Source organism: Streptomyces sp. NPDC026659 (assembly GCF_040638245.1).
Lineage (GTDB): Bacteria > Actinomycetota > Actinomycetes > Streptomycetales > Streptomycetaceae > Streptomyces.
The window spans coordinates 56,823-83,284 of record NZ_JBEZXY010000005.1 but is presented as its reverse complement, the minus strand read 5'-3'; the positions used below and the strand labels follow the sequence as shown (position 1 = coordinate 83,284).

Annotated in this window: 26 protein-coding genes, 1 tRNA gene and 1 pseudogene; 15 read left to right on the top strand and 13 right to left on the bottom strand. The window is 71.9% G+C overall.

Features of this window, described 5'->3' with window-relative positions:
• The first annotated feature begins 8 nt into the window (after positions 1–8).
• From AB0E91_RS14540 to AB0E91_RS14520, 5 genes and pseudogenes are all read left to right on the top strand, one after another.
• Complete coding sequence (locus AB0E91_RS14540; RefSeq protein ID WP_361780336.1) at positions 9–485, top strand: septum formation initiator family protein; 477 nt, start codon at positions 9–11, stop codon at positions 483–485.
• A gap of 45 nt (positions 486–530) precedes the next feature.
• A pseudogene (locus AB0E91_RS14535) lies at positions 531–983 on the top strand (DUF501 domain-containing protein); the annotation flags it as partial.
• Between the two features lie 192 nt (positions 984–1,175).
• On the top strand, positions 1,176–2,078 hold the full coding sequence (locus tag AB0E91_RS14530; protein ID WP_361781296.1) for a Ppx/GppA phosphatase family protein: 903 nt from the start codon (positions 1,176–1,178) through the stop codon (positions 2,076–2,078).
• 478 nt (positions 2,079–2,556) lie between these two features.
• Complete coding sequence (locus AB0E91_RS14525) at positions 2,557–3,939, top strand: NAD(P)/FAD-dependent oxidoreductase (protein ID WP_199585611.1); 1,383 nt, start codon at positions 2,557–2,559, stop codon at positions 3,937–3,939.
• Positions 3,940–4,129: 190 nt separating this feature from the next.
• Positions 4,130–5,428 carry a cyclopropane-fatty-acyl-phospholipid synthase family protein gene (locus AB0E91_RS14520; RefSeq protein ID WP_361780333.1) on the top strand — a complete coding sequence of 433 codons (1,299 nt, stop codon included), beginning with the start codon at positions 4,130–4,132 and terminating at the stop codon, positions 5,426–5,428.
• An 80-nt stretch (positions 5,429–5,508) separates the two neighbouring features.
• Here AB0E91_RS14520 and AB0E91_RS14515 read toward each other — a convergent pair whose 3' ends face one another.
• Together AB0E91_RS14515 and AB0E91_RS14510 are read right to left on the bottom strand one after the other, a co-directional pair.
• A complete protein-coding gene (locus tag AB0E91_RS14515; protein ID WP_361780330.1) occupies positions 5,509–8,037 on the bottom strand; it encodes an FtsX-like permease family protein in 2,529 nt (842 codons plus the stop codon).
• Entirely contained in the window at positions 8,037–8,807 is a 771-nt protein-coding gene (locus AB0E91_RS14510; protein WP_361780327.1) for an ABC transporter ATP-binding protein, read from the bottom strand. Before AB0E91_RS14510 ends, AB0E91_RS14515 begins: the two co-directional genes overlap by 1 nt.
• Before the next feature lie 456 nt (positions 8,808–9,263).
• Between AB0E91_RS14510 and AB0E91_RS14505 the strand changes: the two genes are divergently transcribed.
• A tRNA-Leu gene (locus AB0E91_RS14505) sits at positions 9,264–9,347 on the top strand.
• A 91-nt stretch (positions 9,348–9,438) separates the two neighbouring features.
• Here the strand turns inward: AB0E91_RS14505 and AB0E91_RS14500 are convergent.
• Positions 9,439–9,690 (bottom strand): hypothetical protein, encoded by a 252-nt coding sequence (locus tag AB0E91_RS14500; protein ID WP_361111968.1) that lies wholly within the window; start codon positions 9,688–9,690, stop codon positions 9,439–9,441.
• Positions 9,691–9,851: 161 nt separating this feature from the next.
• Positions 9,852–10,259, bottom strand: a complete 408-nt coding sequence (locus AB0E91_RS14495) for a helix-turn-helix transcriptional regulator (RefSeq protein ID WP_361780323.1) — start codon at positions 10,257–10,259, stop codon at positions 9,852–9,854.
• Between the two features lie 236 nt (positions 10,260–10,495).
• Here AB0E91_RS14495 and AB0E91_RS14490 point away from each other — a divergent pair, with 236 nt between their 5' ends.
• From AB0E91_RS14490 to AB0E91_RS14470, 5 genes are all read left to right on the top strand, one after another.
• Entirely contained in the window at positions 10,496–10,711 is a 216-nt protein-coding gene (locus AB0E91_RS14490; RefSeq protein ID WP_361111975.1) for a hypothetical protein, read from the top strand.
• Positions 10,712–10,759: 48 nt separating this feature from the next.
• Positions 10,760–10,978: a hypothetical protein gene (locus AB0E91_RS14485; protein WP_361780319.1), complete on the top strand. Its 219-nt coding sequence runs from the start codon at positions 10,760–10,762 to the stop codon at positions 10,976–10,978.
• A gap of 122 nt (positions 10,979–11,100) precedes the next feature.
• Positions 11,101–13,032 carry a hypothetical protein gene (locus tag AB0E91_RS14480; RefSeq protein WP_361780316.1) on the top strand — a complete coding sequence of 644 codons (1,932 nt, stop codon included), beginning with the start codon at positions 11,101–11,103 and terminating at the stop codon, positions 13,030–13,032.
• Between the two features lie 77 nt (positions 13,033–13,109).
• Positions 13,110–13,784, top strand: coding sequence for a hypothetical protein (locus AB0E91_RS14475; protein WP_361780313.1), 675 nt, complete (start codon positions 13,110–13,112; stop codon positions 13,782–13,784).
• A gap of 277 nt (positions 13,785–14,061) precedes the next feature.
• Positions 14,062–14,922: a Bax inhibitor-1/YccA family protein gene (locus AB0E91_RS14470; RefSeq protein ID WP_361780310.1), complete on the top strand. Its 861-nt coding sequence runs from the start codon at positions 14,062–14,064 to the stop codon at positions 14,920–14,922.
• Positions 14,923–14,992: 70 nt separating this feature from the next.
• Here the strand turns inward: AB0E91_RS14470 and AB0E91_RS14465 are convergent, their stop codons facing one another.
• Positions 14,993–15,223, bottom strand: coding sequence for a DUF4287 domain-containing protein (locus AB0E91_RS14465; RefSeq protein ID WP_161181373.1), 231 nt, complete (start codon positions 15,221–15,223; stop codon positions 14,993–14,995).
• A 98-nt stretch (positions 15,224–15,321) separates the two neighbouring features.
• Between AB0E91_RS14465 and AB0E91_RS14460 the strand changes: the two genes are divergently transcribed.
• Positions 15,322–15,633: a hypothetical protein gene (locus tag AB0E91_RS14460; protein ID WP_361780307.1), complete on the top strand. Its 312-nt coding sequence runs from the start codon at positions 15,322–15,324 to the stop codon at positions 15,631–15,633.
• 25 nt (positions 15,634–15,658) lie between these two features.
• Here AB0E91_RS14460 and AB0E91_RS14455 read toward each other — a convergent pair whose 3' ends face one another.
• The 3 genes from AB0E91_RS14455 to AB0E91_RS14445 all read right to left on the bottom strand — a co-directional run bounded on the left by AB0E91_RS14455 (position 15,659) and on the right by AB0E91_RS14445 (position 19,178).
• Positions 15,659–16,441 carry a hypothetical protein gene (locus AB0E91_RS14455; RefSeq protein ID WP_361780304.1) on the bottom strand — a complete coding sequence of 261 codons (783 nt, stop codon included), beginning with the start codon at positions 16,439–16,441 and terminating at the stop codon, positions 15,659–15,661.
• A 306-nt stretch (positions 16,442–16,747) separates the two neighbouring features.
• The gene (locus tag AB0E91_RS14450) at positions 16,748–17,968 is read right to left on the bottom strand and encodes an acetyl-CoA C-acetyltransferase (RefSeq protein ID WP_361780301.1); all 1,221 of its coding nucleotides are present in this window, start codon (positions 17,966–17,968) and stop codon (positions 16,748–16,750) included.
• A 187-nt stretch (positions 17,969–18,155) separates the two neighbouring features.
• Positions 18,156–19,178 (bottom strand): SGNH/GDSL hydrolase family protein, encoded by a 1,023-nt coding sequence (locus tag AB0E91_RS14445; protein ID WP_361780298.1) that lies wholly within the window; start codon positions 19,176–19,178, stop codon positions 18,156–18,158.
• A 161-nt stretch (positions 19,179–19,339) separates the two neighbouring features.
• Between AB0E91_RS14445 and AB0E91_RS14440 the strand changes: the two genes are divergently transcribed.
• From AB0E91_RS14440 to AB0E91_RS14430, 3 genes are all read left to right on the top strand, one after another.
• The gene (locus AB0E91_RS14440; protein ID WP_361780295.1) at positions 19,340–20,731 is read left to right on the top strand and encodes a cystathionine beta-synthase; all 1,392 of its coding nucleotides are present in this window, start codon (positions 19,340–19,342) and stop codon (positions 20,729–20,731) included.
• A 439-nt stretch (positions 20,732–21,170) separates the two neighbouring features.
• A complete protein-coding gene (locus AB0E91_RS14435) occupies positions 21,171–22,028 on the top strand; it encodes a MurR/RpiR family transcriptional regulator (protein WP_361780292.1) in 858 nt (285 codons plus the stop codon).
• Positions 22,029–22,140: 112 nt separating this feature from the next.
• Positions 22,141–22,752 (top strand): hypothetical protein, encoded by a 612-nt coding sequence (locus AB0E91_RS14430; protein WP_361780289.1) that lies wholly within the window; start codon positions 22,141–22,143, stop codon positions 22,750–22,752.
• On the opposite strand, the gene AB0E91_RS14425 is transcribed toward AB0E91_RS14430, so the two are convergent.
• The 5 genes from AB0E91_RS14425 to AB0E91_RS14405 form a co-directional block, all read right to left on the bottom strand.
• Positions 22,753–23,127 carry a hypothetical protein gene (locus AB0E91_RS14425; RefSeq protein ID WP_161181059.1) on the bottom strand — a complete coding sequence of 125 codons (375 nt, stop codon included), beginning with the start codon at positions 23,125–23,127 and terminating at the stop codon, positions 22,753–22,755.
• Between the two features lie 19 nt (positions 23,128–23,146).
• Entirely contained in the window at positions 23,147–23,644 is a 498-nt protein-coding gene (locus AB0E91_RS14420) for a roadblock/LC7 domain-containing protein (protein WP_361780286.1), read from the bottom strand.
• A gap of 31 nt (positions 23,645–23,675) precedes the next feature.
• Positions 23,676–24,497, bottom strand: a complete 822-nt coding sequence (locus AB0E91_RS14415; RefSeq protein ID WP_361780283.1) for a transcriptional regulator — start codon at positions 24,495–24,497, stop codon at positions 23,676–23,678.
• A complete protein-coding gene (locus tag AB0E91_RS14410; protein ID WP_361780280.1) occupies positions 24,494–24,883 on the bottom strand; it encodes a hypothetical protein in 390 nt (129 codons plus the stop codon). The genes AB0E91_RS14415 and AB0E91_RS14410 overlap by 4 nt, the downstream gene beginning before the upstream one ends.
• A 179-nt stretch (positions 24,884–25,062) precedes the next feature.
• A complete protein-coding gene (locus tag AB0E91_RS14405; protein WP_361781293.1) occupies positions 25,063–26,433 on the bottom strand; it encodes a diaminopimelate decarboxylase in 1,371 nt (456 codons plus the stop codon).
• Between the last annotated feature and the right edge of the window lie 29 nt (positions 26,434–26,462).

Below are 26,462 nucleotides of genomic sequence, written 5' to 3'. Positions count from 1 at the left end.
CGGGGAAGATGGCCACGAGGGACCGGGACCGTTTCTCCACCACGACCAGGCTCAGGCTGCTCGGCGAGCAGACGGCGGCCCGCGTCTACCGCTCCCAGACCAAGCGCCAGGCCCGCCGCTCCCGGCTCACCGGCCGCGCCGCCCTGCTCGCCCTGGTGCTGTGCTCGCTGATCGTCGCGCTCGCCTATCCGATGCGCCAGTACGTCTCCCAGCGCGCGGAGATCGCCGACCTCCAGCGCCGCCAGGAGCAGGCCCGCGCACGCGTCGAGGAACTGCGCGACACCAAGGCGCGCTGGCAGGACGACGCCTACGCCGAACAGCAGATCCGGCGCAGGCTGCACTACGTGATGCCCGGCGAGACCGGGTACGTGGTCATCGACCCGGGCGCGGCCAGGCAGTCCCGCGCCGACAAGGGGGCCGCCCACCGGCCCTGGTACGCGAACGTCTGGGACGGCGTCGACAAGGCCGACGCCTCCGACCAGTGACCGGCATCCGCCGGTGACCCACAGAAAGCCACTCTGGAAGCAGTCATGGAAACGCCCCCGCCGCCCACTCCGCGCACCGAGCCCACCGAAGCCGACGTGGAGGCATTCAAGCAGCAGCTCGGCCGCCCGCCGCGCGGTCTGCGGGCCATCGCCCACCGCTGCCCCTGCGGACAGCCGGACGTCGTGGAGACGGCCCCCCGGCTGCCCGACGGCACCCCCTTCCCGACGACGTACTACCTGACGTGCCCGCGCGCCGCCTCGGCGATCGGCACGCTGGAGGCGAACGGCGTCATGAAGGAGATGACCGAGCGGCTGAAGACCGACCCGGAGCTGGCCGCCGCCTACCGCGCCGCGCACGAGGACTACATCCGGCGCCGCGACGAGATCGAGGTCCTCGCGGGCTTCCCCAGCGCGGGCGGTATGCCCGACCGGGTCAAGTGCCTGCACGTCCTCGTGGCCCACTCGCTGGCCGCGGGCCCCGGGGTGAACCCCCTGGGCGACGAGGCCCTCGCGATGCTGCCCGAGTGGTGGGCGAAGGGCCCGTGCGTGACGCCGGAGGGCGGCGCGTGCGGTGCGGCCGTCCAGGAGACGGGCTCTCAGAAGCCGGGCTCTCAGGAGACGGCCGAGGAACCCGCACGGTCCGCCGACGGCTTCACCCGTGTCGCCGCCGTCGACTGCGGCACCAACTCCATCCGCCTGCTCGTCGCCGACGTGAACCCGGAGACGGGCGAGCTGCGCGAGCTGGACCGCCGCATGACCATCGTCCGCCTCGGCCAGGGCGTCGACCGCACCGGCCGGCTGGCTCCCGAGGCGCTGGAGCGGACCTTCGCCGCGTGCCGCGAGTACGCCGGGGTCATCCGCGAACTCGGCGCCGAGAAGGTGCGGTTCGTGGCGACCTCCGCCTCCCGCGACGCGGAGAACCGGGACGAGTTCACGCGCGGTGTGGTGGACATCCTCGGTGTCGAGCCCGAGGTCATCTCCGGTGACCAGGAGGCCGAGTTCTCCTTCACCGGCGCCACCAAGGAGCTGACCGGCGGCGACGGCTTCGACCGGCCCTACCTGGTGGTGGACATCGGCGGCGGCTCCACCGAGTTCGTCGTCGGCGAGGACCATGTGCGGGCCGCGCGCTCCGTGGACGTGGGCTGCGTGCGCATGACCGAGCGCCATCTGGTCGAGGACGGCAAGGTCACCGACCCGCCCACGCCCGAGCAGGTCGCCGCCATGCGGGCCGACATCGAGGCCGCCCTCGACCTCGCCGAGCAGACCGTCCCGCTGCGCGAGGCGCGCACCCTGGTCGGCCTCGCCGGTTCGGTCACCACCGTGTCCGCGATCGACCAGGAGCTGCCGGAGTACGACTCCGCGCGCATCCACCACTCCCGCATGACGCGCGGCCGCGTCCGCCAGATCACCGAGTGGCTGCTCTCCTCCACCCACGCCGAGCGCGCCGAGGTCCCCTCGATGCACCCGGGCCGTGTCGACGTGATCGGCGCGGGCGCGCTGGTCCTGCTCGCCCTCATGGAGCGCACCGGCGCCGAGGAGGTCGTCGTCAGCGAGCACGACATCCTCGACGGCATCGCCTGGTCCCTGGCGTAGCGCTCGGGAACCGCTGTCCGTACGGCCTTGCGGAGAAGGCTCGTTACCGCCTGGTAGCGAGCGGCTGAGCAGGCCGTACGACGGATGAGCAGGGTCGCGGGGTGGCCGACACGCCGCTTCGCGACCCTTCTCCGGAAACCTTCGTGAAGTTCTTCACAAGGAATTCGACCCCCGGGGGCAACGCAAGGGGCCGCATTGACCCATTCGGGGGCTCAACGGCCCTTTGAGGGTGCTCACGAGAGCGTTGCGCGGGTGTTTCGCGGAGGTGTCCGAGGGGCCTCCGGAAGGTGATCCGTGAGGGTGCCGAGAACCCGGAGGGCCAGCTCACGCGGCCTTGACAACGGGTCAGAACGACCTTGAGTTCCCCGCGCGGAACATGATCTGTGTCACGTGAGCGGCGGAGGATAACACAGGCCCTCTCCAACCTTGTGAAGGGGCGCACGAGCTACCCCTCTGAGGCAGGTGGATACTCGATGCCATGAGCACCACGGAGCGTCCCAGGATCCTCGTAGTAGGCGGTGGGTACGTAGGCCTGTACGCAGCTCGGCGCATCCTCAAGAAGATGCGCTACGGCGAGGCGACCGTCACGGTCGTCGACCCCCGGTCGTACATGACCTACCAGCCCTTCCTGCCCGAAGCCGCCGCCGGCAACATCTCGCCCCGGCACGTCGTCGTCCCGCTGCGACGCGTGCTGCCGAAGGCGGAGGTCCTCACCGGCCGGGTCACCACCATCGACCAGGACCGCAAGGTCGCGACCATCGCCCCGCTCGTGGGCGAGGCGTACGAACTCCCCTTCGACTACCTGGTCGTCGCGCTCGGCGCGGTCTCCCGCACCTTCCCGATCCCCGGCCTCGCCGAGCAGGGCATCGGCATGAAGGGCATCGAGGAGTCCATCGGCCTGCGCAACCACGTCCTGGAGCAGCTGGACAAGGCCGACTCCACGACCGACGAGGAGATCCGCCGCAAGGCGCTCACCTTCGTCTTCATCGGTGGTGGCTTCGCGGGCGCGGAGACCATCGGCGAGGTCGAGGACATGGTCCGCGACGCCGCCAAGTACTACAAGAACGTGTCCCGCGAGGACATGCGGTTCATCCTGGTCGACGCCGCCGACAAGATCCTTCCCGAGGTCGGCCCGAAGCTCGGCCAGTACGGCAAGGAGCACCTGGAGAGCCGGGGCGTGGAGATCTACCTCTCCACCTCCATGGACTCCTGCGTCGACGGCCACGTCGTGCTGAAGAACGGCCTCGAGGTCGACTCCGACACGATCGTGTGGACCGCGGGCGTCAAGCCCAACCCGGCGCTGGCCCGCTACGGCCTGCCGCTCGGCCCGCGCGGTCACGTCGACTGCGCGCCCACCCTCCAGGTGCAGGGCACCGACTACATCTGGGCCGCCGGTGACAACGCCCAGGTCCCGGACCTCGTCGGCCGCAAGGCGGGCAACGAGAACGCCTGGTGCCCGCCGAACGCCCAGCACGCGCTGCGCCAGGCCAAGGTCCTCGGCGACAACGTGGTCTCCGGCATGCGGGGCTTCCCGCAGAAGGAGTACGAGCACGCCAACAAGGGTGCCGTCGCGGGTCTCGGCCTGCACAAGGGCGTCGCGATGATCGTCCTGGGCAAGACGAAGATCAAGCTCAAGGGCCGTCTCGCCTGGTACATGCACCGCGGCTACCACGGTCTCGCGATGCCGACCTGGAACCGCAAGATCCGTATCTTCGCGGACTGGACGCTCGCGATGTTCCTCAAGCGCGAGGTCGTCTCGCTGGGCGCCATGGAGCACCCGCGCGAGGAGTTCTACGAGGCCGCCAAGCCGGCCCCGGCTCCGGCCGCCGCCAAGACCGAGGAGAAGGCCAAGGCCTCCTGACCTCCGGTCACCCAGTTCCATCCGAAGGGCCTCCCCGCTGTCCGTGGTGCGGGGGGCCCTTCGGCGTTTCCGCCGCCGCGCGGCCTACGCTCTTTTGCCCTGTTGTAACTCCAATGCGGGACTGTGCCGGGTAGTCCGGTCGTTTAGGTGGTAACGGACATCCGGGATTGCCGTCTTGGAGGTGTGCGCCATGGCCGACGCCGCGTCGCGACTGGTGAGTGTTGCCGAGCAGTTGCTGGGAGCCCCGCTCCCGGTGCGTATCCGCGCCTGGGACGGTTCCCAGGCGGGTCCGCCGAACGTTCCCGTACTCGTCGTGCGCAACCGCCGGGCGCTGCGCCGCATTCTGTTCAAGCCCGGAGAGCTGGGGCTCGCCCGCGCCTGGGTCTCCGGCGACCTGGACATCGAGGGCGACCTGTACAGCGCCCTCGGCGCGGTGGCCGGGTCGATCTGGGAGCGCGGAGAGGACTCCCGCACCCTCGCCGAGGCGCTGCGCGACCCCGGCGTCCGGGCGGGCGTACGCGAACTGCTGCGGCTGATCGGGCCCCCGCTGCCGCCGGCCCCGCCGCGCGAGGAGGTCCGCCCCCGCCGCCATCTGCACACCCGGCGCTCCGACAAGCGGGCCATCAGCCACCACTACGACGTGGGCAACGACTTCTACGAGATCGTCCTCGGCCCGTCCATGGTCTACTCCTGCGCCTACTGGGAGGCCCCCGAAGCAGGCGGCACCCTGGAGTCCGCCCAGCGCGACAAGCTCGAACTGGTCTGCCGCAAGCTCGGCCTGAAGCCCGGTCAGCGACTCCTCGACGTCGGCTGCGGCTGGGGCTCCATGGCCATCCACGCCGCCCGCGAGCACGGCGTGAGCGTCGTCGGCGTCACCCTCTCCCAGGAACAGGCCGCCTACGCCCGCAAGCGCGTCGCCGACGAGGGCCTGACCGACCGGGTCGAGATCCGCGTCCAGGACTACCGCGACGTGCGCGACGGCCCCTACGACGCGATCTCCTCCATCGGCATGGCCGAGCACGTCGGCGCCGAACGCTATCTGGAGTACGCGAGCGATCTGCACGCCCTGCTCAAGCCCGGCGGACGGCTGCTCAACCACCAGATCGCCCGCCGCCCGCACCGCGACGAGTCGGCGTACGAGGTGGACGCGTTCATCGACGCCTACGTCTTCCCCGACGGCGAACTCGCCCCTGTCGGCACCACCGTCGCCCAGCTGGAGCGCGCCGGGTTCGAGGTGCGGGACGTGGAGGCGCTGCGCGAGCACTACGCGCTGACCCTGCGGGCCTGGGTCACCCGCCTGGAGGCCGACTGGGGACGGGCGGTCCGGCTCGCCGGGGGCGGCCGCGCCCGGGTCTGGCTGCTGTACATGGCCGCCTCCGCGCTCGCCTTCGAGCGCAACCGGATCGGCGTCAACCAGGTCCTCGCCGTCCGCACCCCCGAGCCGGGCACCTCGGGTCTCCCGCTCCGCCCGCGCACCTGGCACGGCTGACCGCACGCGAAGGGGCCCCGTTCCGGACAGGAACGGGGCCCCTCGGCCGTACGCGAGCCGCTGCCCGCTGCTGTTCGCCGCTACTCGGCCTTGATCGCCGTCAGCATGTCGAGGCGGGCCGCCCGGCGGGCCGGCCACAGCGCCGCCAGGACGCCGACCAGCGCGGCCAGGAACAGGAAGAGCGCGATCCGGCCCCAGGGCAGCACCAGTTCGTAGGTCGGCATCTTCGCGCCGATCAGCGCACCGGCCGCCCAGCCGAAGAACACACCCAGACCGATGCCGAGCACCCCGCCGAACAGGGAGATCACCAGGGACTCCAGGCGCACCATCCGCTTGACCGACCGGCGCTCCAGGCCGATCGCGCGCAGCATCCCGATCTCCTGCGAGCGCTCGAAGACCGACATGGCCAGGGTGTTGATGACACCGAGGACCGCGACGATCACCGCCATGCCGAGCAGGCCGTAGACCAGGTTCAGCATGAACGTGAAGATCTTCGCGACGCCGTCGGAGATGTCCTTCTTGTCCTGGACCGCGATCGCCGGGTTGGAGCCGAGGGCCTTCTCGATGCGGTCCTTGGCCGCCGCCGAGGCGCCGTCCTTCATCTTCACCATGACCTGCATGTCGGACGGGTCGCTCAGATGCGGGGTGAGAGTGCTGTTGTCGATCATGATGCCGCGGAGCATCGCGTTGCCCTCGTAGACCCCGGCGACCGTCAGCTGCCCGGCCTTGCCGTCGGCGTAGTGCACGGTGAGGTGGGAGCCGGCCGTCCAGCCGTACTCCTTCGCCCGGTCCTCGTCCACGACGATGCGGGTGCCGTCCACGGTGAAGGAGCCCTTGGCCATCTTCAGGTCGGTCAGCTCACCGATCGAGCGGCCGTCGACACCGGTCAGGAACTCCGTCTTGCCGCCGATGCGGGAGGGGGCGTTGCGCAGCGGGCTGCTCGCGGCGACCCCGTCGACGGCGGCGATCTTCTCGGCCACCTGGGGGGAGAGCGGACCGTGGGTGGACATCGAGACGACGTAGTCGGCGCTGATCGCGGCGCTCGCCATCTTGTCGATCGACTTCTGCAGGCTGCCCGCCATCACCGTCATGCCGGTGATCAGGGTCAGACCGATCATCAGCGCGGACGCCGTGGCGGCCGTACGGCGCGGGTTGCGCACCGAGTTCTGGCGGGCCAGCTTGCCCGAGATGCCGAACATCCGCAGCGCGGGCGCGGCGGCCGCGATCAGCGGACGTGACAGCAGCGGGGTCAGCACGAACACGCCGATGATCAGCAGGACGGCTCCCAGGCCCATCACGCCCTGCCCGGTGTCGGTGCTCATCGTCCGGCCCGCGAGGACCACGGCGACACCGGCCCCGGCGAACAGCGCGCCCAGGGTGTTGCGCAGCACCAGGGACTTGGTGGTGGCCTTGGCGTGGACGCTGTTCATCGCCGCCACCGGCGGGATCTTCGCGGCGCGGCGGCCGGGCAGCCAGGCGGCGAGCACGGTGATGACGACACCGACGGCGAGGGCGGCCACCACCGTGGTCGGGGCGATCACCAGCGGGCCGTCGGGCAGTTCGGCGCCGAAGGTGCCGAGCAGGGAGCGCAGCCCGGCGCCGATGCCCACACCGGCCGCGAGACCGGCGACACCGGCGACCACGCCGACCGCGGCCGCCTCGGTCAGCACCGAGCGGGTCACCTGGCCCCGGGAGGCGCCGACCGCGCGCAGCAGGGCCAGCTCCTTGGTGCGCTGGGCGACCAGCATCGTGAAGGTGTTGGCGATGATGAACGTGCCGACGAACAGCGCGATCCCGGCGAACACCAGCAGGACCTGCTTCAGACCGCTCATGCCCTCGGCGATCTGCTCGGCCTGGTCGTCCGCGAGCTTCTTGCCGGTGGCGGTCTCCACGAGCTTGGTCGGCAGCGTCTTGTCGAGGGCGGCCTTGAGCGCGCTCTGGCTCGTGCCGGGCGCGGCCTTCACATCGATCTCGTCGTACGTGCCCTTCTTGCCGAACAGGGTCTGCGCGGTCGGCGTGTCGAACAGGGTGAGGCTGCCGCCCGCCGACACGTTGCCGTCGTCGGTGGTGAAGACGCCGCTGACGCGCGGGGTGAGGACCGGTCCGTCGACCGAGAGGCGGGCCTTGTCGCCGACCTTGTACCCGGCGCGCTGCGCGGTCTTGGAGTCGAGCGCGATCTCGTCGGGGCCGTGCGGGGCGCGGCCGGAGACGAGCTGGTAGCGGGGGTCGTCGGTGCCCCAGTAGTTGCCGCCGGCGGACTGCCAGCCGCCGCCGACCAGCTTGCCGTCCTTGCCCGCGAGGGCGGTGAAGCCGCCGACGACACCGGTGGCGGACCGGGCGCCCGGGGTCTTCGCGGCCTTCTGGAGCAGGGCCTCGGTCAGCTCGGGGTTGTGGCCGACCTGGTCGCCCCTGGACGCCTGGTGGCGGGGGGTGACGGCCACGTCGACCCCGTCGAAGCCCTTGGCGGAGCTGTTCTGGAAGGCCTGGGAGACGGTGTTGGTGAAGACCAGCGTCCCGGACACGAACGCCACGCCGAGCATGACGGCGAGCACGGTCATCAGGAGCCGGGCCTTGTGCGCGAGGACGTTGCGCAGGGCGGTGCGGAACATCAGCTGGTACGGCCCTTCGCGTCGAACTGCTTCATCAGGTCGAGGACCTTGTCGGCGGTCGGGTCCTGGACCTCGTCCACGATCCGGCCGTCGGCGAGGAAGATCACGCGGTCCGCGTACGCCGCCGCGACCGGGTCGTGGGTCACCATGACGACGGTCTGGCCCATCCCGCGCACGGAGTTGCGCAGGAAGCCCAGCACCTCGGCGCCCGAGCGGGAGTCGAGGTTTCCGGTCGGCTCGTCACCGAAGACGATGTCCGGCTGGGAGGCCAGCGCGCGGGCGACGGCGACGCGCTGCTGCTGGCCGCCGGAGAGCTGCGCGGGGCGGTGGGTGAGGCGTCCGGACAGTCCGACCATGTCGATGACCTGGTCCAGCCACGCCTTGTCGGGCTTGCGGCCCGCGATGTCCATGGGCAGCGTGATGTTCTCCAGCGCGGTCAGCGTGGGGAGCAGGTTGAACGCCTGGAAGATGAAGCCGATCTTGTCCCGGCGCAGTCGCGTGAGCTGCTTGTCCTTCAGGGAGCCCAGTTCGGTGTCACCGATGCGCACCGACCCCGAGGAGAAGGTGTCGAGCCCGGCCACGCAGTGCATCAGCGTGGACTTGCCGGAGCCGGAGGGCCCCATGATCGCGGTGAACTCGCCCTGACGGAAGTCGACGGAGACCTGGTCGAGGGCGACCACCCGGGTCTCGCCCTGCCCGTAGATCTTGGACAGCTCCGTGGCGCGCGCGGCCACGGCGGTGCTCCGGCCGGCGGTGGGTGTGGTGGTCACGGAAGGGCGCTCCTGTCGGTACGACGCTGTGGGACTGACATCCATCGTCCCCTCCCCTTTCACCGCACCGGTCAGCCGCTGCTCCCGTTCCCGGAACCGACTGCGGTCGGACGGGACGGCCCGGTGTCATACCTGGGGAGGACCCCCGACCCTGAGGCCACCCGAGTGGGACCGGCGGGGGACAGGCCGGGGGCTGGCGCGGGGCCGGCGCGGGGCCGGGTGGGACCGCTCCCGTCGGGAACGGGTGGCCCGCCCTCGTTCGACAGGTGAAATTCCGTCATTCCCAGTGCGTCGCGGGCTCGGCCCCGTCACGCTGTTGGCAAGTGCGGATGGCCTGCACCGTGGTCTGATGCACCCTCAGACATCAATAAAATAAGACAACATCGGTTCGCACTCTCCGCTGTCCTCGGGAGCCTCCCGATAGGCTCGGGAGCTCGAAAGCGGAGCCCATGGCCTGCCCGGATGGTGGAATGCAGACACGGCGAGCTTAAACCTCGCTGCCCCTTCGCGGGCGTGCCGGTTCAAGTCCGGCTCCGGGCACATGCTCGCCACCGCCGACCAGCGCGGATGCTGGGCGGCGGCCCCTTCGCCGACTCGCTCCGGGGCACACCGGACCGCGCTCCGTGCCCCCTCAGCCCTCGTACACCGTCAGCACCACCCCGTCCGCCTCGATCCGCCGGCCCGCTCGCATGCCGTTGGCGCGGAGGGTGAGGAGGCAGGTGTGGAAGAGGGTCAGTTCTTCCGTGTTCAGGATCGCTGCGGCCAGGTCGAGGAGTTCGGCGACCGACGCGTCGGTGAGGATCTCGGGCAGTTCGCCGGAGAACAGGACGACGGATTCGCCGTCGGGGCCGCGGACCACCGCGGTGGCCGGCCCGCCATGCACGAACAACACGTTCCCCCCAAGGGCCCGGGGTCGTGCGGCTCTCGCTCCTCGGGCAGTCGTGAGACTAGCGGGGTATCTCGGCATATTCGGGCCCAGTTGCATTCTTTTTCCGACTTGGGCTCCGAGTGGGCCGCAGACCGGGCAACCGCGGCCAGAGGCGGTCAGTTCTCCGGCGGGCGCTTGGCCGAGCGGCCGAGCAGGGACTCCACCAGGGCGGCGACATGGCGCCGGTCGTCGGACGACAGCCGCTGGACGCTGGCGATGAGCAGGTCGACCTCGGGGTCGCCCGTCGCACCGGCGCTGTCCGGACCGGCCTCGGCCGGGTTGGCGCCGTACACGTGGATGCCGCACGCCTCCGCCGCCGCGCGCCGCACGGTGTCCAACGGGAGTCCGAGTCCCTTGGACAGTCCCTCCAGGGTCGTGGCCTGGGGCATCCGCACCACGCGCTCGGCGGTGGCCAGATGGTGGACGGTGGAGCGGGGGACGCCGCCACGTCTCGCCACGTCGCCGTAGGACCAGCCCTCACGGTCCAGGCGCTCGCGAATCAGCTGCTGCAGTGCGTTGGTCACCCTGGTCACTTCCCGCTCGTCCTGCTCGCCGCCCGCCGAACCTCGTTGTCGGGGGGATTCTACGGGCGAGTAGGGGCACGGCCGAAAGGGTGATTCCCCGAACGGGTTGCGGAGAGCCCCCGCGAGGCCCTAGTGTCCAATCTCGTTGGACAGCTCGTCCGACCAAGTCGGACAGAGTCCGGGGGGAACCTGACTCCGTTCGACCGGAAATGCCTATTCCCAAGGGGGAATTCATCATGATGGACGCTCACGAGCTCGAGGCCGAGTCCGCGGAGCTGCTGCCGGGCCGCGAGGCCCTGGGCAAGCTGAAGTTCAGCTTCAACAAGACGACGAACGTCACCAAGCACGTCGCCAACATCGCGGCCTCGAACCAGTCCGCCGCGCTGAACGACCACTCGGCGTTCTCCGTCGCCAGCTCCGGCGCCGCCCAGACCATCAGCGTCACCCAGTAACACCCGCGCACCGCCACCCTCCGAGATCTTTCCGAAAGGACCACCATCATGAGCATGGACATGCGTGACCTGGACGCCGAGTCCGCGGAGCTGCTGCCGGGCCGCGAGGCCCTCGGCAAGCTGAAGTTCAGCTTCAACAAGACGACCAACGTCACCAAGCACATCGCGAACATCGAGGCCCAGAACCAGTCGGCCGCGCTCAACGACCACTCCGTGTGGTCGGACGCCCAGTCGCAGGCCGGCCAGGCGATCTCCGTCAAGCAGTAACGGCACCGCCGCACAGGCGGCCATGGGGGCGGACCGCGCCCGAATCCGGGGCGGTCCGCCCCCGCGGCCATGCCGGGGGGAAGCGGCGGCCATGACGTGCATGACGTGGGGGGAGACCACACATGACGGTGTCGGGAAACGGCACGACCACGCTCTACGACACCGGCCCGCTGCCCGGGCCCGGTGGCTGGCCGGTGACGTACGAGCAGGTGGCGGCCGGCAGTCTGCCGGACGCGGAGGTGCCGTCCCGGCCCGTTCCGCGCATCAGCGCGGGGATGAAGCTGCACGGCGAGTACCAGGGTTCGGGCTTCACCGAGCCCAAGTACATCGCCCGTCGGGGGGACGGGCAGGTCGTGCAGCTGTCACGGCTGCTGTATCTCGTGGCGTCGTCCGTCGACGGCGTCCGCGACGTCGACACCATCGCCCACCGGGTGAGCGCGCGCTTCGGCCGTGAGGTCAGCGGGGAGAACATCCGCTACCTGGTGGAGAACAAGCTCGAACCGCTCGGCGTGACCGTGCCGGAGGGCCAGGAGAGCGACGAGGTCGACGCCCCGCGCTCCGACCTGCTGCTGGCCCTCAAGGGTCACCGGGTGATCTTCAACGAGCGCCGCACTGCGAAGATCGCCAAGTCGCTGCAGTGGCTGCACAGGCCGGTCGTCGTCGCCGCCGTCCTGCTCACGGCCGTCGCCATGGACGTGTGGCTGTTCGGCTTCTTCGGGGCGATCGAACCGGTCCTGGAGGTCCTCGACCAGCCGATCCTGATCCTGATCGTCTTCCTGCTCACCGTGGCCTCCCTCGTCTTCCACGAGTTCGGCCACGCCTCGGCGTGCAGATACGGGGGCGCCCGGCCGGGCTGTATCGGCTGCGGCCTCTTCCTCATCTGGCCGTCCATGTACACCGACGTCACCGACGTCTACCGGATCAACCGCGCCGGCCGCATCCGCACCGACTTCGGCGGCGTCTACTTCAACGTCGTCTTCATGCTGGCCATGGCCGGTGCCTACTTCGCCACCGGGGAGCCGTTCTTCCTGGCCGCGGTCTACCTCGGGCACTTCGAGATCCTGGAACAGCTGATGCCGGCCGTCCGCCTGGACGGCTACTACATCCTGGGCGACCTCGCCGGAGTCCCGGACCTCTACGGCAAGATCAAGCCCATCCTGCTCTCCCTGCTGCCCACCGCCAAGGGACGGGCGGCCCGCGAAGAGGTCGCCGGGCTGAAGAAGTCGGCGCGCGTCATCGTCGCGACCTGGGTGCTCACCATGGTCCCGCTGATCATCGCCGAGCTGGCCTACGGTCTGTGGAACCTGCCGCGCATCATCACCACCATGGTCCGCTCGCTGACCGAGCAGCTGGTCGGCACGGGTTCCGCCTTCGCCGACGGCAAGATCGTCGAGGGTCTGGTCGGCGTGCTCGGCAGCTTCATGCTGCTCTGCCCGATGGCGGGTGTCATCTACCTCACCATCAAGATCGGCGGCCGTCTCTTCCGGGCCGCCAAGCGTGCCACCGCCGGACGCCCCGCGCTGCGCGTCACGCTGTGCGCGGCCCTGCTCGTCGGCCTGGGCGGCCTCAGCTACGCCTGGATGTCCGGGGTGACCCCGAAGCCGCTGCCCAAGAAGCCGCCGATCGCGCCGATCCTCCAGCCCGGGGTGCCCACGACCGCGCCGCCGCCCATGGACGCGTCCACGCCCGAGAAGGGCAAGGGCAGCCCGTCCGCGAGCCCCGGCACCGCGTCCGCCTCGCCGTCGGCCGTGCCCGGTGCGGCACCGTCCGGCGCCTCCGGCAGCCCGAGCGCCACGGCCTCCGGCAGCGCGTCCGCGTCCGCGCCGGAGCCGTCCGCCTCGTCCTCGGCGCCCGGCGGCAAGCCCACCAAGGGGGCGAGCCAGTCGGCCGAGCCCGGCGGCAACGGCGGACCGGGCGGCGGCCCGTCGCAGGGGCCGACGGGCACCGCGACCGACAGCCCCACCCCGACCCCCACGGAGAGCGTCACCCCGAGCGAGCCGCCGGGGAGCACGCCTCCGCCCACCGACCCCCCGGCCCAGGCGGCGTCGTCCTGACCCCCCTCCGGCCCTGTGTGACCACGCGGGTCGCACCCCCCTGAACCACATCGCATCCATTTCTTCCAGGAGACTCCATGGGAAGTCATCGAAAGCCGCGCCCGAGCAGCGGTCCGTTCAACGGACGCGCGGTCCGCACCGTCCTCCTCGCCGCGGGCGCCGCCGGAGTGGCGACCGCCGTCCCGGCCCACGCCGCGACCGGGCCCGCCCGGGCCGCGATCGTGTCGGACAGCGTGTTCAGCAACGCCAACCGGCTGCACCACACCCAGACGAAGGATTCCTTCACCGTCCGCGAGTTCGGCAACGTCCGGTCCGCCTCCGTGCGCAACCAGGCCAACGCCGCCTCCGTGGCCTGCTCGGTCGACGACAAGTGCCGCTCGGTCGCGCTGTCCTTCCAGATCGTCACGATCGCCGGGGACGTGCACCGGCTCAAGGCGGTCAACGTCAGCGACGCGACCAACAAGTACTGCAACGGCTGCCAGACCCTCGCGGGCGCCTACCAGTTCGTCGTCTCCACGCCCGACCCGCTCAAGCTGGACGCGAGCGCCCGCCGCCAGCTCGCCGACATCGAGCGCCGGCTGGACGTGCTGACCCGTTCCACGCTGCCCGCGACCGAGCTGCAGACCCGGGTGGACGCGCTGGCCGGCGAGGTCAACGGCGTCCTCAAGAACGCCGTGGCCAAGGCGCCCAAGGGCCACGACCGGCCCGACGTCACCCTGCACCGCCGACTGGACGGCTGGCCGGGCCACTGACCCCGTCCTGACCGTCCCGCCCGGCCGGCCGCCGGTCCCGCGAGCGCCTCCCGCGGACCGGCGGCCGGCCCCTTTCGCAGCGGCCCCGGACGCCCTTCGTTTACGGGGCCCGTACGTCCCTCGGGCATTACTTACTCCATGGCCGGGAACACCGGTTCGGCATAACGTGTTCGGCAACACGGCGGGGGAAAGATCCTCCTCAGGGATTACGATCCTTCCTTTGCCAATCCATTACTCTTGAGGCCGAGGCCGCGCACGGCGGCCGTGGAGGAGTGAAATGAGGAGCAGCAACCCGGTCTTCTCGCGACGGGGGTTCAGCCGCGACAACGGCTACGCCGGTTTCAACACCGCACCGCAGGCCGGGTACGCACAGGGCAGCCCCTACGCGCAGAATCCGTACGCCCAGAACCCGTACGCGCAGCCCGACCTGGCGCACGGTGCCCCGCCGCAGGCCCCGCCCGCCGCCGGCCGGATGACGATGGACGACGTCGTCACCCGTTCGGCCTTCACCCTCGGCACGGTCGTCGTCGGCGCCGTCCTCGCCTGGACGCTGCTGCCGGTCTCCACGACCAGCTACGGCCTGGCGATCGGTTCCGCGATCATCGCCTTCGTCCTGGCGATGGTGCAGAGCTTCAAGCGCACCCCGTCCCCCGCGCTGATCCTGGGATACGCGGCCTTCGAGGGCGTCTTCCTCGGCGTGATCAGCGAGATGTTCAACAGCCAGTGGAGCGGCGCCCCCTTCCAGGCGGTGCTGGGCACCATGGCGGTCACCGGCGCCACCCTCCTGGTCTACAAGGCCGGCTGGATCCGCGTCACCGCGCGCTACGCCCGCATCGGCATGGCCATCGCGATCGCCTTCGTGGTCGTCATGGCGGTCAACCTGCTGCTGGTCGCCTTCGGCGTCGCCGAGGACGGCGGCCTGCGCAGCATGGGCCCGCTGGGCGCGATCGTCGGCATCATCGCGATCCTGCTCGGCGCGTTCTTCCTGACCCTCGACTTCAAGCAGATCGAGGACGGCATCTCCTACGGCGCCCCGCGCGACGAGTCCTGGCTCGCCGCGTTCGGCCTCACCATGACCCTGGTGTGGATCTACGTCGAAATGCTCCGCCTGGTCGCGATCTTCAGCAACAACGACTAGCGGACACCCCGCAGCGCACGCGAAGGGCCCCCGGTTCGGCACCGGGGGCCCTTCGCGTGTGTCCGGGCCGCTAGCGCAGCTTGCGCGCCGCCCTCCTCAAGTCGTACTCATGGATGATCGCCTTGGCGTGGCCGTAGGCCAGATTGTGCTCGTGCCGCAGCCAGCTGACCTTCTCCTCGAAGCGGACGAGGGCGGGCCCCTCCTCCACCGCGCGCAGCCATTCGGAGACGGCGCGGCCGGTGCAGTGGGGAATGCGGGCAAGCATGTTGCGATGGGTCTCTTCGGAGAAGACTTGGGACATCGGCGCCTCCGAACGCAAAGGGGATACAGGCCGGTCCTCCCCGTCACCGTGCCCGAGCACGCGCCGCTTGGCAACAGTGCCCGCGTTACGCTCGGGCGGTGCTGGATACGACGCCCCTGACCAAAGCAGTGGAACACTTCGCCGACCGGCTGCGGGCGGCCCCGCAGAGCCGGCTGCAACGCAGCGCCGCCGCCGAGGCCCTGGCCCTGGCGCGGGAGATGGCCCGGCGCACGCAGGCGGTGGAGGAGCCCGGGACCGAGCCCCGCGAGATGCCGGACGCCGGGATGTTCGCGGCGGCCGACCAGATCACCGTCGCCGGGCACGACCTGGCGCTGGTGCTGAGCACCGATGAGCAGGTCGCCGAGGCGGTCGAGCTGGTGGAGGAGGCCCGCAAGCGGGCCGGGGTGTGAGGAGCCTCCGCGCGGCTCCGGGTGCTCAGAGGGACGCGATGACGCGGTCCGCGAGGACGTACACCGTCTCCTCGCCGCAGGCGAAGGTCAGCGTGTAGGCGCCGGAGATGCCCGAGCCGCCGAGCAGATACGGCGCGTCGCCCGAGCGCAGCGCGGCCGCGAGCCGTTCCGCCGTCTCGCGGTGGCCCGGGGTCATGCACAGGGTGGTGCCGTCGGCGAAGACGTAGACGTCGAGGGTGCCGAGCGGGCCGGGGCGTACGTCGCTGAGCGCGACCTGCTGGGTGGCCAGCTGCTCCAGGGTGGTGGCGGCGCGCTCGTCCTCGTGTCCGGCGGTTGCCTGCACCGGGACGAAGTCGGGGTGCGAGGGGTGGCGGCGGCGGGCCGCGGCCAGCTCCGGGGACTCCCCGGTCTGCTCCTCGGACTCGACGGCGGGCTCGGCCACGGGCTCGAGACCCGCGAAGTCGGCCTGCCGGGGCAGGAAGGGCTCGACGTCGGCCAGGCCGTGCAGCGAGGGGGCGTCGGAGGCGTCGCGTGCCTCCTGGGCGGCCCAGAACGCGCGGGCCTCGGCCAGCTCGCGCTCCCGCTCCTCCGCGAGCGCCTCGGCCACGGCCGCGCGTATCTCCTCGGCGTCGGCGGTGGTGCGGGCGGCGGGCAGCAGGATGCGCAGGGCGGCCGCCTGGTTGTCCGCGAGCTGGGCCTGCAGCTCGGCGAGCTGACGGCGCAGCCGCAGCACGGTGCACAGGACGGCGACGCCCACGGCGCCCGTGGCGACCGTGGTGAGCAGCAGGGCGATGGGCATGGCGCTCACTGACGTACTCCCAGGTTCAAAGTCGACCCCCGACTTCCTACAACAGCTTGAAGGGCGGACTGACCGGCTGTCAGTGCGTAACGTCACGAAACGGACGGCACTTCGGCCTCGGCGGTGCGTGGCGCCTCCCGGCCCACGGCACTGACCTGCGTCGATCCCCCGGCGAGCGAGATAGGTCACACCCTGAGGGAGATTGGATCACAAAAAGGCCCAGCGCCCAGGGGGTTTCCCGGGTTCTGGGCCTTTTCGGACCGACGGTGCCCGAGCGGTCACCGAGGGTCGATCAGCTCGTCGGTTCGGGCGCGATCAGCTCAGGCGCTCGATGACCATCGCCATGCCCTGGCCGCCGCCGACGCACATGGTCTCCAGGCCGAACTGCTTGTCGTGGAACTGGAGCGAGTTGATCAGCGTGCCGGTGATGCGGGCGCCGGTCATGCCGAAGGGGTGGCCGACCGCGATGGCACCGCCGTTGACGTTGAGCCGGTCCAGGTCGATGCCCAGCTCCTGGTAGGAGGGGATCACCTGGGCGGCGAACGCCTCGTTGATCTCGACCAGGTCGATGTCGCCGACGGAGAGCCCGGCACGGCGCAGCGCCTGCTTGCTCGCCTCGACCGGGCCGAGGCCCATGATCTCGGGGGAGAGGCCGGAGACGCCGGTGGAGACGATGCGGGCGAGCGGGGTCAGGCCCAGCTCGCGGGCCTTGGTGTCGCTCATGATGACCAGCGCGGCGGCGCCGTCGTTGAGCGGGCAGCAGTTGGCCGCCGTGACCAGGCCGTCGGGGCGGAAGACGGGCTTGAGGCCCTCGACGCCCTCCAGGGTGACGCCCGCGCGCGGGCCGTCGTCCTTGGACACCACGGTGCCGTCGGGCAGCGTGACCGGGGTGATCTCGCGCTCCCAGAAGCCGTTCTTGATGGCTTCCTCGGCGAGGTTCTGCGAGCGGACGCCGAACTCGTCCATCTCGCGGCGGGTGACGCCCTTGAGCCGGGCCAGGTTCTCGGCGGTCTGGCCCATGGCGATGTACGCGTCGGGGACCAGGCCGTCCTCGCGCGGGTCGTGCCAGGTGGTGCCCTCCTGCTGGGCGACCTCGGCGGTACGGGCCTCGGCCTCGGCGAAGAACGGGTTGCGCGTGTCGGGCAGGCTGTCGGAGTTGCCCTTCACGAACCGGGAGACCATCTCGACACCGGCCGAGATGAAGACGTCGCCCTCGCCGGCCTTGATGGCGTGCAGCGCCATGCGGGAGGTCTGGAGCGAGGAGGAGCAGTAGCGGGTGATCGTGCAGCCCGGCAGGTGGTCCATGCCCATCTGCACGGCCACGATCCGGCCCAGGTTGTTGCCCTGCTCGCCGCCGGGCAGGCCGCAGCCGAGCATCAGGTCGTCGATGTCCTTCGGGTCCAGCTCGGGGACCTTGGCGAGCGCCGCCTGGATGATCGTGGCGGTCAGGTCGTCCGGGCGCAGGTCCTTCAGGGAGCCCTTGAAGGCGCGGCCGATGGGGGAGCGGGCGGTCGACACGATGACGGCTTCGGGCATCACGGCTCCAGTGGCGTAGGAAAGAACGGGCAAGACCCACTCGGAAGTTACCCGTACGTATGGCCCGGGTCACCCGGGTGCGGGTGTGACGCTGGCCGCAATTGTCTAAGCGCTTGCTTGGCGCGCTTGCCCGGTGCGCTCGCTTGGTTCTGGCGCGCTCGCTTGGTTTCCGCGACCCGCCCGCGGGCTACGACGACGGCGCCGCCGGTTCCGTCTCCGGCACCCCGCGCCTGCGCCGCCGCTTCAGCAGCGCCCACGGCCCGCGCGGGCCCGACGGCATCGCTGCCGTGACCTCCGTGCCCGCCTCCGCCGCGGCCTCGGCCGCCGCCCGCGCCACCGGCAGGAAGCCCTCGCGGCGCGCCACGTCCGGCCCCTCCTCCTCGGCGGGCCACAGGCCAAGGGCCGCGCACACCGTCGGCAGTACGGCCATGGCGGCGGTGGCGTACCCCTCCGCCGAGGGGTGATAGCTGTCCGGACCGAACAGTTCCCGGGGATTGGCTGCGAACTCCGGGCCGAGCAGATCGCCGAGCGAGACCGTGCGCCCACCCTGCTCCACGACCCCGATGGTCTGCGCCGCCGCGAGCTGCCGGGACGCCCGCCGGGCCAGCCAGCGCAGCGGCTGCTGCACCGGCTCGATGGTGCCGAGGTCGGGGCAGGTGCCGACGACCACCTCGGCGCCGGCCGTGCGCAGCCGCCGTACCGCCGCCGAGAGATGGCGCACCGAGCGGGTCGGGGGCATCCGGTGGGTCACGTCGTTCGCGCCGACCATGATCACGCAGATGTCGGGCACGGGCAGCGGGGACGCCAGCACCAGGGCGACCTGGCGCTCCAGGTCGTCGGACTGCGCGCCGGGCAGCGCCACGTTCTTCAGCACCACCGGCCGCTCCGCGACCGCCGCGAGCCCCGAGGCCAGCAGCGCGCCCGGGGTCTGCCCCGCCCGGTGGACACCCTGCCCGGCCGCCGTGGAGTCGCCGAGCAGGGTCAGCCGGAGTGGCGGCTCACCGGGCTCCTCGAACCCGGCGCCGTACACCCCGTCGGCCTGCGGCACCCGGCCGCCGGTCGCCCCGTTGCTCACCTGGCGCCGGGCCAGCCGCATCTCGGCCAGCACCAGGCCGACCGCGGCCACCCCGACCAGCCCGGCACCGCCGCCGCCGTACGCCGCCCCGGCCGCGATGCGCCGGGCCACTCTCGCCCTCGACAGGTTCGCCATGCGACGCCGCCACCTCCTCCTGGTCGTACACCCACTCCTTGCCCCGTACGGCACGTGTGCCAATCTCCACAGGGAGTGAAGGTCCGTCCGGCGTCACCCGGGGGCCGTAGGCTGGCGGAAACAACTACGACCACTGTTTTTGCAAGCAACCGGAGACAACGGTGCAATTCCACGACTCGATGATCAGCCTCGTCGGCAACACCCCGCTGGTGAAGCTCAACAACGTGACCGAGGGCATCCAGGCCACCGTCCTGGCCAAGGTGGAGTACTTCAACCCCGGCGGTTCCGTGAAGGACCGCATCGCCCTGCGCATGATCGAGGCGGCGGAAGCGAGCGGCGAGCTGAAGCCGGGCGGCACGATCGTCGAGCCGACCAGCGGCAACACGGGCGTCGGCCTCGCCATCGTGGCCCAGCAGAAGGGGTACAAGTGCATCTTCGTGTGCCCCGACAAGGTCAGCATGGACAAGATCAACGTGCTGCGCGCGTACGGCGCCGAGGTCGTGGTCTGCCCGACCGCCGTGGACCCGGAGCACCCGGACTCCTACTACAACGTCTCCGACCGGCTGGTGCGTGAGACGCCGGGCGCCTGGAAGCCGGACCAGTACTCCAACCCCAACAACCCGCTCTCCCACTATCACTCGACCGGCCCCGAGCTGTGGGAGCAGACCGAGGGGAAGATCACGCACTTCGTGGCGGGCGTGGGCACCGGCGGCACCATCTCCGGCACCGGCCGCTATCTGAAGGACGCCAGCGACGGCAAGGTCGCGGTCGTCGGCGCCGACCCGGAGGGCTCGGTCTACTCCGGCGGCTCCGGCCGCCCGTACCTGATCGAGGGCGTCGGCGAGGACTTCTGGCCCACCGCCTACGACCGCACCGTGGCCGACGAGATCGTGCCGGTGTCCGACAAGGACGCCTTCCAGATGACCCGCCGCCTCGCCAAGGAGGAGGGCCTGCTCGTCGGCGGCTCCTGCGGCATGGCGGTCGTCGCCGCGCTGCGCGTGGCCGAGCGGCTCGGCCCGGACGACGTGGTCGTCGTCCTGCTCCCGGACAGCGGCCGCGGATACCTGAGCAAGATCTTCAACGACGAATGGATGGCCGACTACGGCTTCCTGGAGGACGAGGGTCCGAGCGCCCGCGTCGCCGACGTGCTCAGCGACAAGGAGCACGGCTCCATCCCCTCCCTGGTGCACATGCACCCGGAGGAGACCGTGGGCCAGGCCATCGAGGTGCTGCGCGAGTACGGCGTCTCGCAGATGCCGGTCGTCAAGCCGGGCGCCGGTCACCCCGACGTGATGGCCGCCGAGGTCGTCGGCTCGGTCGTGGAGCGCGAGCTGCTGGACGCGCTGTTCTCGCAGCGGGCCTCCCTGGGCGACCCGCTGGAGAAGCACATGTCGGCCCCGCTGCCCCAGGTCGGCTCCGGCGAGCCGGTCGCGGACCTGATGCAGGTGCTCGGCTCGGCGGACGCCGCGATCGTGCTGGTCGAGGGCAAGCCGACCGGTGTCGTCAGCCGCCAGGACCTGCTGTCCTTCCTGGCCAAGGGCGGTACGCGGTAAGGCATTTCGGGCGCATCCACCGATCCGTGATGCGTTCTCGCCGGCTCGTGGCGCACGCGGCATCTGAGTGTCACGTGCGCGCAGCACGTGCTTAACACGGGCCCGGCACAGTAAGGGGTACCGGCCGGGTGGGAGCGGCTCCCCGCCCAGGCCGGTGCCGTACGGCGACCAGGACCTCCGGAGCGGCTCCCGGACCTCCATGGACGCCAAGGACGCGCCCGTCGGGCCTGACCCGGCGCGCGTCCCTCGCGGGGACCGCCGTCGTCCCGCCCCCCGGTGACGGGGGTGCGGCGGTCCCCGCGCAAGCCGCTCTCCGCGCGCTCGCGCCTGCCCTTTCTCCGCCCTCGTCCGCCATACCCGGGGCACTGCGGACGCCGTCCCTGTATAACGGTATGCAGGGAGCGTTCGGAGTGAATAGCGGGTGGGGGCGGCGAGAGGGATGAGTGTGGGCGACAGTCCTGCGAAACGGTTGCAGGCGCTCTTCGAGGGGCACCGGCTCACACCGACCCAGCGGCGCATCGCGCACAGCATGGTGCGGAGGGCCGCCGACGTGCCCTTTCTGTCCAGCGTGGAGCTGGCGGACCTGGCCGGGGTGAGCCAGCCGTCGGTCACCCGCTTCGCGGTCGCCCTCGGCTTCGACGGCTACCCGGCGCTGCGCCGTCATCTGCGCGAGGTGGTCCCCGTCGAACCGGCCGCCGAGACCGGCTCGTACAAGACCGGCTCGTACAACGAGTACCAGCAGGCCGTCGAGGCCGAGATCGAGAATCTGCGGCACCTGGCCGACCTGCTCGCCGATCCGGCCCCGGTCCAGCAGGCGGGCCTGCTGCTCGCGGCCTCCCGGCCGCTGCCGGTGCTCGGGCTGCGCGCGGCCGCCCCGCAGGCCTTCGGCTTCGCGTACTTCGCGGCCAAGGTCCACCCGGACGTACGGCTGCTCGACGAGGGCGGCTCCATGGTGCAGGACCGGATCGACGCCGCCGTACGGGCCGGTGCCTCCGCGCTGCTGTGCTTCGCGCTGCCCCGGCATCCGCGCGAGGTGCTCGACGCCCTCGCGTACGCCAAGGAGGCGGGGCTGACCGTCGTCACCGTCGCGGACTCCGTGTTCGCGCCGGTCGCCAAGCACTCCGACCTGCTGCTGCCCGCCGCCGTCGGCACCGGGCTCGCCTTCGACACCCCGTGCGCGCCGATGATGCTCGGCCGGGTGCTCCTGGAGGCGCTGTGCGACGGACTCCCGGACGCGCAGGCCCGGTTGGAGGAGTTCGACGCGCGGGCCGCGGCCCGTGGACTGTTCGTGGAGTGAACCGGCGCCGTCTTAAGGCTCGTCTCAGGTTCCGGCGCTAGCGTGCCGCGCTGACAGGGTGATCCCCGGCGCGGACCGGGTGATCGACGAGACCGTGACACGGGAGGGTGACGTGGCGCGTGAAGGACGCGGCGGACGCGAGGGACGTGGCGGACACGGGCTGGCCCGGGTGGCCGTCGTCGTACGGGCCGGAGCCGCTCCGCTGGGGTGGCTCGGGGTGTTCGCGGCCGGGGCCGGCGCGGTGCCGTCGGGGCTGACGGGCCGAACACCGGGCATCGTGGCCGGAGTTGTGCTCTTCGTCGGAGCCGCCGCCGTGGTGGCGCTGACGCGCCGGACACGGTACGTGACGCTCGCGCGCGGTGCGGCCCGCGCGGGACGGCACGACGTGCTCCAGGACCGCAGGGTGTCCGTGCGCAACTGGCGCCGGGGACACCGCTGGTGGCTGCTCCTGGCCTTCGCCGCCGCGCTCGGCAGCGCCTTCGCGGTGCCCGTGGCCGGGGGCCTGCTGCTCGCCGGTGCCGGTCTCGGACTGCGGCTCAAGGCCGCCTGGATCGGGCGGCGCGAACGTGCTCTGGACGCCCTGCTGTGGGTGCGGGTGGACTGGCTGGACGACCGGGGCGGCGACCCTGCGGGCAAGACCGTCAAGGGGCTGCGCGCCACGGGCGTCGCGGCCGGCGACGCGGCCCCGGGCGGGGCCCGCCGCCGTACTCCGGCCGCCGTCTGATCAGACCTCCAGCTCCGCCTCGATCCGCTTCAGCTGGTGCCGGGCCATCGCCAGGTTGGCCCGGCCCGACTCCAGCACCAGGTACAGGAAGAGGCCGTTGCCGCCGCGCCCGGTGAGCAGGCGGATCAGGTGGTACTGGTCCGACAGCGTGATCAGGATGTCCTCGATCTCGGCGTTGAGACCCAGGTGCTCCATGGTGCGCATCTTGGCGCGGATCACGTCGGTGTTGCCCGCGGCGGCGACGTTCAGGTCGAAGGTCTTGCTGCCGCCCATCGTGCCCAGCGCCATGCCGCTGGTGTAGTCGACGAGCGCGACGCCCGTGGCGCCCTCGATGGTCGTGAGCGCTTCTTTCAGCGCCGTCTCGGTGTTCGCCATGGTGGGGTCCTTTCGCGGTTCAACTGTCGGTTGCGGTAGGTGTCTCGGTGGTCGGTGTGCGCAGGACGCGCGGGGTGCGGGTGCGCGGAGGCACGGCGCGGGCGGGCCGCTCTACGGGATGGGTGCGCGCCTCAGCCTCGGCGGCGTCGAGCAGCTCGCCGACCCGGGCGCCGGAGCGGCGGCCCTCCAGGTGCAGCCGCCCGACGTTGACCCGGTCCTGGGCCAGCAGGGTCAGCACGGCGGTGCGCCCGGCCGCGTAGGTCGCGACGTAGCCGCGCTCGCCGCGCACCAGCAGCTCGCGGAAGCCGCCGTTGCCGGTGGCCTCGGCGACGCGTACGGAGACTCCGAGCGCGGCCGCGGTCAGCGCCGCGAGCCCGTCGGGGTCGACGCCCGGTGTGTCGTGGGCGACGACCAGGCCGTCCACGCCGGCCGCGAGGGCGCCGGTGAGCTGGGGTACCCGGGTGCGCAGCCGCCGCAGCTCGTCCAGGACGGCTTCCAGGTCCTGTTCACGCAGCATCAGCTCTGTCCTCTCGGCGGGGCGGTGCCGTTCAAAGGGCCTCCAGCGCATCCCTGAGCCTCTTCAGCAGCGCGATGTCGGGGTCGGTGACCGTCAGCAGTGGTGGAGTCGGCGGGAGCGGCGGCGGGTCGGGCGCCCGGTGCACCGGGGCGAGCAGCCCGGCCGCGGCGAGGCGGCGGACGTCCACCAGCGTGTGGAACGCCTGCCTGCCCAGCTCCCAGGCGATCAGGGTGGCCGTGCGGACGCCGTCGGCCCGGTCCAGGACCGCCCTGCGGCGGGCGGTGACCGGCGCCGCCGCCACCGGCGCGGCCCGCACCAGCGGGGCGCTGTCGGTCGCCGGGTCGGGCCACAGCCGGTGCAGCAGCAGCCGGCGGCGCAGCGTCTCGCGCTCCAGCGCGACCACCGGGACCGAGGGCAGCGGGCCCGCGGCGGGCGTGCCGTCGTAGCGGAAGCGGCCCGGGGTGCTGCTCGGGGCGAGCGCGAAGTACCCGGCGTCGTACAGCGCGTCCAGGTGGCACAGCTCCAGCGCGCCCTCGGGCAGCAGCCCGGAGTCGAGGAGCAGCCGGGCGGCCTCCGGGACGCTCGCCGTCCGCTCGGCCGCCCGCTGCCAGGCGGTGACGGCGAGGGTGCCGTGGGCCGTCAGCAGCACGTCCAGGCCGGGTGCGAAAGGGCTCTCGGCGTGCACCACCCGCCCCCGCACCAGATACAGCGTGCCGTGCTCGCGGACGAGGACGCCGGTGGCCTCCTCCTCGGCCAGACGCCGCAGCATCGGGGAGACCGCGCCCGCGGCTCTCTCATGCGGGCTCGTCCTGTCCCGCACCGGCAGCGGCGGAGGTATCTCGACCACGGTCATCCCAGCACCAGCCGGGAGGCCATCTCGCCGAGCCGGATGCGGGCGAGGGCGAGGTTGCCCTCCTCGCGGCCGAGCCACAGATGCAGGAACACGCTGCTGTCGAAGGAGGTGTCCACGAATCTCAGCAGGTGGTAGCTGTCGTGGTTGCTGACGATCACGTCCTCGACCGGCGGCCGTCCCTCGTCCGGTCCCACGGCGGCGAACGCGCCGTGCTCGGCGGTCATCCGGGCCAGTTCGGCGGCCTCGGCGGCTGTCGTCTCATGATCGCCGCCGGGCGCCTCCCCGACGGTGCCGAGGGCCAGTCCGCTCGTCCAGTCCACCAGCGCCGCCCCCCGGGCGCCGGGCAGCCGCATGGCTTCCAGTAAGCACTCGTCGATTCCGGGCACCGTGGCTCCCCTCCCGCCTGTGACTCCGGTTGAGTGACAACGACACTACGCATCGTGTGCGCGACGGGTGAGGGCTTTGGCATTTTCCTTTGGAACGTGCGCCCGGCGTACTAGTGTGGGTCGATTGGCGCGCGTTTCAAGGGTGTTGGTCCCTTTGTCCATGGACCGCACGGCCCGCGTCAATGGCTGCCGGACGCACCCAGGGTGGTGAGCGCGGCCGCGTGCGCCCCTCCGGATTCGGCTACGATCTCCGCCATCGTCTGCGGGGCCCGTACGGTTGCGAACGCCACGCCTCCCGAACCGTCCGGAACGAAGCCGTAAATCCCTGGCCGGGCAAGGGAGTTGTAGGGGTAGTGGTGGGCGAACGCGTACGCGCCCGTGTCCAGCACCGCAGCGAAGTCCCCCTGCTCCAGCGCGGGCAGCGCCCGCCCCTCGGCCAGCAGGTCGCCCGCGAAACAGGCCGGCCCCGCCACGTCCTGCACCACCTCGGGCCCGCCCTTGGGCCGCCCCTCGGCGTCGTACGCGGCGACCCTGAGCGGCCACAGCTCGGGCGCGTACACCGTCCGCGTCGCCACCTGGACCCCCGCGTGCGTCACCGCGATCCGCCGCCCGCCCGCGCTCTTGGCGTACTCCACCCGGGCCACCACCGTGCCGTGCTTGGCCAGCAGCGACCGGCCGAACTCGGTCACCAGGCCGTACCGCCCGTCGAACAGCCCCGGCACCTCCTCGGCCAGCAGCCGCGCATAGCGTGCGTGGCCGGGACCCGCCGCCTCCGAGGTGAAGTCCACCGACAGTCCGCCGCCGATGTCGACGGTGTCGATCTGCCGCCGCCCCGCCCGCGCGTTCACCTCCTCCGCGAGCGCGTACGCCTCCGCCACGCCCCGCGCGAGCAGCGGCAGCGGGATGCCCTGCGAGCCGGTGTGGGTGTGCAGCCGGGTCAGCCACGGCCGGTCCAGGAACGCCCGGACGACCCACTCCCGGGCCCCCTCGTCGCGCAGGCCCACGCCGAACTTGGAGGTCGCCGTCGCCGTCGAGGTCGCCCCGATGGAGCCCGCGCCGAGCTGCGGATTGACCCGGACGCCGAGCGGGGAACGGGTCGGCGCGGCCCGCACCAGCGCGTCCAGGCGGTCCAGCTCCTGCGGGCTGTCCGCGTTCACGGCGACACCGAGCGCCAGCGCCTCGCGCAGCTCGCCGGTGGTCTTGGCGGGGGAGTCCAGCACCGTGCGGGACGCGGGGATCCCGGCCGCGCGGACCAGCGCCAGTTCGCCGGGGCTCGCCGCCTCGGCGCCCAGGCCCTCCGCGTCCAGCAGGCTCAGCACCGGCACCAGCGGGGCGGCCTTCACAGCGAAGGCGTGCAGCACGGGGGTGCCCGGCGGCACCGCGGCGTCGAACGCGGCGCGCAGGGCGGCCGCCGAGGCGCGGATGCCGGTGACGTCCAGGAGGGCGACGAGCGGGGTGTCCGGGCCGAGGAGGCCCTGCGCCACGGCGGCGCGGACGGCGGTGTCGCGGCGGGCGGCGCGGGTCCGCGCGCCGTCGTCCTCGGGGTGGATGCGGTCCGGGAGATCCTGCTCGATGCCGT